Origin of the sequence: Salinibacter sp., from assembly GCF_036626415.1 — a bacterium.
Classification (GTDB): Bacteria; Bacteroidota; Rhodothermia; order Rhodothermales; family Salinibacteraceae; genus Salinibacter.
The window spans coordinates 1-7,324 of sequence record NZ_JAZKRW010000139.1 but is presented as its reverse complement, the minus strand read 5'-3'; the positions used below and the strand labels follow the sequence as shown (position 1 = coordinate 7,324).

Genomic DNA, 7,324 nt, shown 5'->3' with positions numbered 1-7,324 from the left:
ACGGGGAGTGCGCCGGCGTGGTGGCCTACGAGATCCTGACCGGCGAAATCCACACGTTTCACGCCAAGCAGGTCTGCTTCGCGACCGGCGGGTACGGCCGGGCCTTCGAGACGACCTCCAACGCCCACGCCGGGACGGGCGACGGCATGGGCATTATGCTGCGCAATGGCATTCCGCTGGAGGACATGGAGTTTGTGCAGTTCCATCCGACAGGCCTCTACCGCCTCGGCATTCTCATCACCGAGGGGGCTCGCGGAGAGGGCGGCATCCTGCGCAACTCGGAGGGGGAGCGCTTCATGGAGCGCTACGCGCCGACGGTAAAGGACCTCGCCCCGCGCGACATGGTGAGCCAGTGCATCTACAAGGAGATTCGCGAGGGGCGCGGGGTGCAGGGAGAGAACTACGTGCACCTTGACCTCACCCACCTTGACAACGCAATCCTCGATAACAAGCTGCCGGAGGTGACCGAGTTCTCCCGCACCTACATGGGCGTGGACCCGAAGGAGGAGCCCATTCCGGTGGTGCCCACCTGCCACTACGCCATGGGCGGCATTCCGGCCAACGAGGACGGCCACGTGGAGGTGGGCGAACGGGGCGAGTACGTGCCGGGCCTCTATGCCGTGGGCGAGTGCGCCTGCGTGAGCATCCACGGCGCCAACCGCCTCGGCACCAACGCCCTGCTGGAGCTCGTGGTAATGGGCCGTCGCACGGGCATCGAGATGGCCAAGCAGGTGCGCCAGGGGAAGGACTACGCGCCGCTGCCGGAGAGTCCGGAAGAAGACACGCGCAACCTGCTCGACGACCTGCTCTCGAACACACGCGACGAGGGCGAGCCGATCGTGAAGGTTCGCTCGGAGCTGCAGGAGACGATGATGGAGAACGTCTCTGTCTTCCGCACCGACGACACGCTCTCCACCGCCCTCAACGATCTGCAGGGCCTTCGCCAGCGCGCAGAGAACGTCGTCGTGGAGGACAAGAGCAAGCGGTTCAACACCGACCTCATGGACGCGGTGGAGGTGGGCTTCATGGTCGACTACGCCGAGGCGATCGCCGCCGGCGCCCGCCACCGCACGGAGAGCCGCGGCGCGCACTCCCGCGAAGACTATGAGGAGCGCAACGACGAGGATTGGCTCAAGCATACGCTCTTCCATAGCGACGGCGACGGCAACTACGAATTCAACGACAAGGACGTCGTCATCACCCGGTTTGAGCCGAAGGAGCGCAACTACTAACTCCGCCCCCTCTTCTTCTCCCCCTTCCCCAACAGACAGAAGCGCCCTTTCATGTCCGAGATGCAGCTCAACCTTGAAGTCAAGCGGTACAATCCCGACGAGGACGACGAGCCGCATTGGGAATCGTACGAGGTGCCGGCCGACCCGCTCGACAGCGCCCTCGCCCTCCTGCTCCACGTAAAGTGGCACATCGACGGCACCCTGTCGCTGCGCAAGAGCTGCGCGCACGGCATCTGCGGGTCCGACGCGATGCAGATCAACGGCGAGAACAAGCTCGCCTGCTCGGTGCTCGTGCAGGACCTGGTGGACGGGGACGGGGACACGATCACGTTTGCCCCCCTCCCGTCCGCCCCGGTGATCAAGGACCTCATCATCGATCAGAGCCGCTTCTTTGAGAAGTACCGGGAGGTGAAGCCCTGGCTCATCACCGACGGGCCGGCGCCGGAGCAGGAGCGAGAGCAAAGCCCGGAGGAGCACGCCATGATCGAGGACGCCTCGAAGTGCATCATGTGCGGGGCCTGTACGCACGCCTGCCCCTCCACCTGGGCCGACCCCGACTATCTGGGCCCCGCGGCCATGCTGAAGGCCTACCGGTACACCTTCGATACCCGCGACGACGGCGCCCAGGAGCGCCTCGACGTCGTCGACTCGCCGGACGGCCTTTGGAAGTGCTACACCATCTTCAACTGCAACGAGGCGTGCCCCAAGGACATCGACATTACGCGCTGGCTCTCGGCCTTGAAGCGCCGCGCCGCCACCTCGCAGGCGTCGACGAAGGCCTGAGCCCCTCACGCAAGCCCCCTGCCCGCCCCGCTCCTGCCGAGCGGGGCACTTTTTTGTCAATTCTACCCGGAAGGCCCTCGCTGCACACCGTTTCCCACCGGTGGCGTACTTTTTGATCGTGTTTGGGGCTCGAACCCCGTAGGCCCCCGCCTCGCGTCTTTCCGGCGAATTCCCTCGCTGCCGAATGTTCTTCCGGTGGACCCCAACCGCTCTTGACGTCGTGCGAGGTTGCGTTCTCGCGACGTGTCTGCTTCTGGTGGCCAGCGCCTCCCTCCCGCTCTCGTCGTCTGCGCAACGCCACTCTCTCGACCACTACTCCCTTGAGGAGGGTCTGCCGCAGTCGCAGGTGCAGGACGTCGTTCAGGGCGAACGGGGGTACCTCTGGCTTGCTGTTCTTGGGGGGGCCTCACCCGATTCGACGGTCACTCCTTTAAGACCTACACCGTGGAAGACGGGCTTCCTAGCAACGTAGTCACGGTACTCCACGAAGATTCATCGGGGATCCTTTGGGTGGGGACCCGAAACGGCCTGGCCCGCTACGACGGCCACACGTTCACCGCGTTCACCGCCGGAGACGGCCTGCCCGACCAAACCGTCCAGGCACTTGCCGAAGGCCCAGACGGACGGCTCTGGATTGGAACCCCGAGTGGCGTCTTTTCCTACGACGGCAGCAACGTTCGCCCCCTCGCGCCCGATCAGATCCAGAACACGGCCCACCGGGCCCTCGCCGTACAGGGCGATACCCTCTGGATTGGGGATCGAGGCGGGGTGCATCGCTACGTCGACTCTCAGCTCACCTCGCGTGTCGACACGACGACTGCGCCGACCGGACCCGTCCAGTCCCTGGCCCCCAGTTCCGAAGGCGGGCTGTGGGCAGGTACGCGAAAGGGCCTCTTCCACCACGACGGAGCTCAGTTCGAGCGCCTCCCTGGCACGGCCTCCCTCAAGATCTTCGACGTCTCAGACGTGCCTGGCGGTCCCCTCCGGATGGCCACGCAGGACGGATTGTATCAACGGCTCAATGGAGAGGCCCCCCGACGTTTCTCTGAAGAACTGGACGGGGTCGTGATTCGGAGTCTCCTCCGCGATCGCGAGCGGAACCTCTGGCTCGCAACCGACGGCGACGGCCTCTTCCGGCACACCCCGACGCCCTTCGACCACTTCACGACCGCCGACGGGCTGCCCCACGATCTCGTCTGGGACGTCACCGAGGGCCCCGACGAGGGTCTCTGGATCGCGACCCGGAACGGACTCAGTCGCTACGACGGCACTTCGGTGACCGCGGTAGACGCGCCGAAGGACGGACTCAACCGCGAGCTTCCGTCACTCCACTCCGATCGGACGGGGACCCTGTGGATTGCGTCCCGAACGAAGCTGTTCTCCTACGACGGGGACACGTACACGTCGTACTCGCGTGTGGAGGGTGAGCCGGTGGGCCTCACAATCGACATCGCCGAGACGCCGGACGGTACGCTCTGGTTTGCAACCCTGCGGAGCGGCCTCATCCGCTACGATGGGGACTCCTTTGCGCGATTCACGAGCGACGATGGGCTGCCGAGCAACCAGGTTCGAGCCGTCTCGGTGGACGCGCAGGGGCGGCTCTGGGTCGTATGTCAGGAGACCGTCGGCCGGTTTGACGACAGCACCTTTCGGCCGATTGAGGAGGTCGACGCCGGCGAGATCGGGACGCTCTTGTCTCTTGAAGTGGGTCCGGAGGGCTATGCCTGGCTGGGGACGCAGCGGGGGGTACACGTGTATCCCCCCGACGCCGACTCGCTCGTGTCGTTCACCTCCGACGACGGCTTCAGCGGCACCACCACGGTCGCGCTCCTCCTCGACCGGCACGGGCACCTGTGGGCCGGCACGGAGAAGGGGGTCAATCGGCTCGACGCACGCGCCTTCAAGCAGACCGGCACCATGTCCATCCGGACGTACAGCGACGAGGATGGCTTCCTGGGCGTTGAGGCCTCCCAGCACGCGTTCCACGAGGCCCGAGACGGCACCCTTTGGTTTGGGACCGGCCGTGGACTCACGCACTACAATGCCAGCGACGACCGTCCCGACACCACGCCCCCCCGAGTCCATGTAACGGGGCTCCGCTTCTTCTCCGGAACGCCAGACTGGAGCCGCTACGCCAATCGACAGACGGCCTGGGAGGACCTTCCGGCCGGCCTTGAACTGCCCCACGACAAGAACCACCTCATCTTCCGCTTCACCGGCCTCAACTACAAGGCGCCCGAAACGACCACCTACCAGTACCGACTGGAGGGCCTCGACTCACAATGGTCGTCCGTCCAACCGCAGCGCCGGGCCACCTACTCCAGCCTTCCCCCGGGCTCGTATACGTTTAAGGTAAAGGCCGCCGACGACAACGGAAATTGGAGCGAGCAGGCTGCTACCTACGCCTTCACGATCGAACCGCCCTTCTGGCAGACCGGCTGGTTCTACGTGCTCTGCGCTCTCGGCGGGCTCAGCCTCGTCGTCGGCATTATCCGCTGGCGCACGTGGTCGCTGGAGAAGCGCCAACGCCTCCTTGAGGAGAAGGTCGCTGAACGGACCGAAGAGCTGGAAGCGGCCCGGGAGGACGCGCTCGCGGCGGCGCAGGCCAAGAGCCAGTTCCTCGCCAACATGAGCCACGAAATCCGCACCCCGATGAACGGCGTCATTGGGTTCGCTGATCTCTTGGCGGAGGCCAACCTCACCCCGGAGCAGCAGGAATTCGTCGATGCCATCCAGAAGAGCGGAGACACCCTGCTCTCCATCATCGACGACATCCTCGACTTCTCGAAGCTGGAGGCGGGCCAGACCGAATTGGAGACGCAGCCGGTCCCGTTGTGGGCGAGTGTCGAGGAGGCCCTCGAGCCCCTCGCCACGGCGACCGCCGAGAAGGGCGTGGAGCTGACGTACCGGATCGACCCGGACGTGCCCGCCGTCATCCGGAGTGACAAGACCCGGCTGCATCAGGTGCTTCTCAACCTGCTCTCCAATGCGGTCAAATTCACCGACGAGGGCGAGGTCGTGCTGCGCGTGGAGGTGGCCTCCGCTCCCGCCGAGCCGGACCAGCCCTACGAACTCCACTTTCAGGTCCGCGATACCGGCCCCGGCATTCCCGAGGACGAGCAGGCCGATCTGTTCGGCTCATTTCAACAGGCGGATTCCTCGACGACCCGCGCACACGGGGGCACCGGCCTCGGGCTCTCCATCTCGAAGCAGATCGTAGAGGCGATGGACGGGGACATCTGGGTCGAGAGCGAGGTGGGCGAAGGGTCCACGTTCCACTTCACCATTCAGGTGGAGGCGGGCGAGGACGGGTCCAGCCCCGCCGTGCCCTCGGTCCTGGAGGACCGGCGCGTACTCGTGGCGGCCGAGAACCCGACGACCCGCGCCCTCCTCCGTCAGCAGGTCGAGCACGGCGGCATGGCGGCGACCGTCGCGTCGACCCCCGCAGAGGTGCGCGACCACCTCCGCGACGATCCGGGCTTCGACCTGCTCCTTCTGGACGCCCGACTGGCCGACACGAGCGGGCCTGCGCTGGACGCCCATCTGCGCGAGCCCAAAGACACGCCCCCCGTGCCGGTTGTTCTCCTCAGCTCGGTCCATCGGCACGGCGAGGACGAGGCGGCATACGCCGCACGGCTCCACAAGCCTGTCAAGCGGTCGCCCCTCTACGAAACGATGGCAAAGGTGCTCGGCGCGTCGTCTTCCGCCGACGAGGCACGTGGCGAACCGGGGCGTCCCGGGCAGGCGTCTCTGCGCGTCCTGCTGGCCGAAGACGATGCCGTCAACCAGCAGATGGCCACTCAGTTGTTGGAGAATGAGGGGCACGACGTGGAGGTCGCTCCCACTGGACTCGACGCCCTGGACGCCCTTCAGGAACAGTCCTACGATGTTGTGCTGATGGACGTACAGATGCCGGAGATGGACGGCCTGGAGGCCACGCGCCGCATCCGCGAAGAGTGGGGGCCCGACGCGCAGCCCCACATCATCGCCCTCACTGCCGCGGTCACGGAAGAGGACCGGCGGCGCTGCCACGAGGCAGGGGCCGACGACTTCCTGAGCAAGCCTCTCAAGAGTGAGGCGCTTGCCAACGCCCTTCCGGAACGCCCCGGCGCGGGGACGGGGGCCGGGCATGGTGCGTAGGGGGAGATGCGTGAGACGTGATGCGTGAGACGTGATGCGTGAGGCTTGTGCTGTCCTGAATCACACCTGAGTCACGCTTCGCTCGTCACGAATCACGCCCTACACCGCACCCACGATCGCCCCACGTTTGCTTCAGCCCGCCACGCCCCGACGATCTCGTTCAGGGCATCGAGCTCGATGAGAAACGAATCGTGGCCGTGGGGGCCCGCCAGCACCTCCAGGGTGGCCCTTGGCAAATGCCGCGCCAGCTCCTCCTGCTCGGACAGCGGATAGAGCACGTCCGACTCGATGCCCACGACGAGACTCGGCTGCTCGATGGATTCCAGCACGGCCTCGTACTCGTCGCGTCCGCGGGCCACGTCGTGCGTGTCCATCTGCCGGGTGAGGGCCACGTAGCAGTTCGCGTCGAACCGGTCGACGAGCGTCTCGCCCTGATGGCGCAGGTAGCTCTCCACCGCGTAGGGCGTGCCGTCCTTCTCTGGCATTACATCGCGCCCAAACCGCCCCTCGAAGGACGGCCGCGACCGGTACGACACCATCGCCATCATGCGCGCAGAGGCCAGCCCGTCGCTCGGCGGATCGTCCGGCGGATAGCGCCCGCCCTGCCACTTCGGGTCGGCGGCAATGGCCTGCCGCTGCGCCTCGCTCCACCCAATCTGCCAGGCCGTGTGGCGCCCGCCGACAGCAATGGGCACGAGCGACTGCACGAACGGCCCCCCGGCGTCGGTTGTCTCGAAGGCCCACTCCAGCACCTGCATGCCCCCCATCGATGCTCCGACGGCACAGCCCACCCGCCGCACGCCGAGCCGCTCCAACGCGCGGCGGTGCAGCGCCACCGTGTCGCGGATCGTGAACGCCGGGAAATCGGGGCCGTAGCGTGTGCCCGTCTCTGGATTTGTGGTCACCGGGGAGGCCGAGCCGTACGGCGAGCCCGGCACGTTCAGGCACACCACGAAGTCCTCCGTGGGGTCGAGCGCGCGACCGGGGCCGAGGAGCCGCCCCCACCAGTCGTCCACATTCGTGTCGGCGGTGAGGGCATGGCTCACGAGGACCGCATTGGTGCCCGCCGCGTTGAGCGTGCCCCACGTCCGGTACGCCACGGGCACGTCCCGCAGCGTCGTGCCGGTTTCGAGAGTGAACTGAGGGAGAGTGAGGGTCGTTGGCATCGG

The 7,324-nt window shown here is 66.5% G+C and carries 4 protein-coding genes; 3 read left to right on the top strand and 1 reads right to left on the bottom strand.

Features of this window, described 5'->3' with window-relative positions:
* From V5A20_RS12220 to V5A20_RS12210, 3 genes are all read left to right on the top strand, one after another.
* Positions 1-1,232: FAD-binding protein (locus V5A20_RS12220; RefSeq protein ID WP_332316684.1), on the top strand; the 1,232-nt coding region annotated here is incomplete at its 5' end.
* 51 nt (positions 1,233-1,283) lie between these two features.
* The gene (locus V5A20_RS12215; RefSeq protein WP_332316685.1) at positions 1,284-2,015 is read left to right on the top strand and encodes a succinate dehydrogenase iron-sulfur subunit; all 732 of its coding nucleotides are present in this window, start codon (positions 1,284-1,286) and stop codon (positions 2,013-2,015) included.
* Positions 2,016-2,459: 444 nt separating this feature from the next.
* The gene (locus tag V5A20_RS12210; protein WP_332327453.1) at positions 2,460-6,155 is read left to right on the top strand and encodes a hybrid sensor histidine kinase/response regulator; all 3,696 of its coding nucleotides are present in this window, start codon (positions 2,460-2,462) and stop codon (positions 6,153-6,155) included.
* A 92-nt stretch (positions 6,156-6,247) separates the two neighbouring features.
* On the opposite strand, the gene metX is transcribed toward V5A20_RS12210, so the two are convergent.
* On the bottom strand, positions 6,248-7,324 hold a 1,077-nt coding region (gene metX, locus V5A20_RS12205; protein ID WP_332316687.1), incomplete at its 5' end, for a homoserine O-acetyltransferase MetX.

What these genes read in the sequence shown, in the direction of transcription:
- V5A20_RS12215 (WP_332316685.1), top strand. Translation starts at nt 1,284, where the DNA reads ATGTCCGAGATGCAGCTCAACCTTGAAGTCAAGCGGTACAATCCCGAC.